Here is a 1,304-nt window from a genome sequence, read left to right as displayed (position 1 = left end):
GGGGTGAGGCTGTTTTGCGTGACTTGTCCGGTGGCTGGGGTGGTCAGTGCGCGGTAGACCTCGCGGGCGACGAATCGCTTGAGGCAGCGCATGATGTCTTTCTTGCTCAGTCCTTCGGCGGTGCGCCGTTGGACGTAGGCGCGGGTGCGTTCGTCGAAGCGCATGCGGGTGAGCACGACGGTGTGCAGGGCGTTGTTGGCGGCGCGGTCGCCGCCGCGGTTGAGGCGGTGGCGGTGGGTGCGGCCGGATGAGGCCGGGATCGGGGCGACTCCGGCCAGGTGGGCGAAGGCGGCCTCCGAGCGCATCCGCTCGGGGTTGTCGCCGGCCGAGGCCAGCAGTTGGCCGGCGGTCTCCGTGCCGATGCCGAACAGCTCCAGCAACCGCGGGGCGGCCTGCTTGACCAGCGGGCCGATCTCCGCGTCCAGCTCGGCGATCTCCGCGTCCATGGCCTGGTGGCGGCGGGCCAGGCGGCGCAGTGCCGCCCTGGTCGCGGTCAGCGGCTTCGACAGGTCCTCACCGGGCCGCAGCCGGGCCAGGGTGCGTATCAGCGCGGCCCTGTCCAGGCCGGCGACCTGTTCGCGCAGCATCGCGGGGGCCGACACCAGCAGGCCGCGGATCTGGTTCATGGCCTGGGTGCGGGCCTTGACCGCGCTGCGGCGGGCGAGCCGCAGAGCCCGCACGGCCTCGACCACGCCGTCCCGGGTCTTGGGTGTGCCGGTGGCCCGGCCGGAGAGGACGGCTGTCGCGGCGGCGTAGGCGTCGATCGGGTCGGACTTGCCGCGCATCCGCCGGGTCTTGCGGTCCGGGCGGTCCACGTCGACGACCGTGACCCCGGCGGCGGTCAGCACCCGGGCCAGCTCGGCGCCGTAGGCGCCGGTGCCCTCCACGCCGACCGCGGCGAGCGTGCCGTGCGAGCGCATCCAGGCCAGCAGGTCCCGGTAGCCGCGGATGGTGGCGGGGAACTCGGCGTCGGCCAGGTGCCGGCCGACCGGGTCGATCACCGCGGCGTGGTGGGTCAGGCCGTGGGTGTCGACTCCGCCGGTGATCCGCGAGCCGTGATGCGTCATGCTGGTCATGTCCGTCCTTGCTTGTCCGAGCCGAGGGCGGCACGCGCCGGTCGGGCGGGTGGACAAGACAGTGACGGGGCTTATGCGACAAGCTCCTATGAAGTCACAACCACCCGTCCGGCCGCGTGCGGGGTGACGCCCGGTGGGCCGACAAATCCCAAACAGGACAGTCGAGAACGTCGGTCAGCCCAAGAGTCAGACCCACCGGCAACGTCACCACGTCACATCCTCACTGTC

General features: G+C 72.3%; 1 protein-coding gene. It reads right to left on the bottom strand.

Annotated elements, in window-relative coordinates; translation table 11 throughout:
- The coding region (locus IF47_RS0126625; protein WP_051718268.1) for an IS110 family RNA-guided transposase at nt 1-1,076 on the bottom strand (1,076 nt) is incomplete at its 3' end.
- Nucleotides 1,077-1,304 lie beyond the last annotated feature (228 nt).

Source organism: Streptomyces megasporus (assembly GCF_000718985.1).
GTDB classification, from domain to species: Bacteria; Actinomycetota; Actinomycetes; order Streptomycetales; family Streptomycetaceae; genus Streptomyces; species Streptomyces megasporus.
Note: the sequence above shows the minus strand (reverse complement) of the source record. Positions and strands in the feature narration are given on the sequence as shown.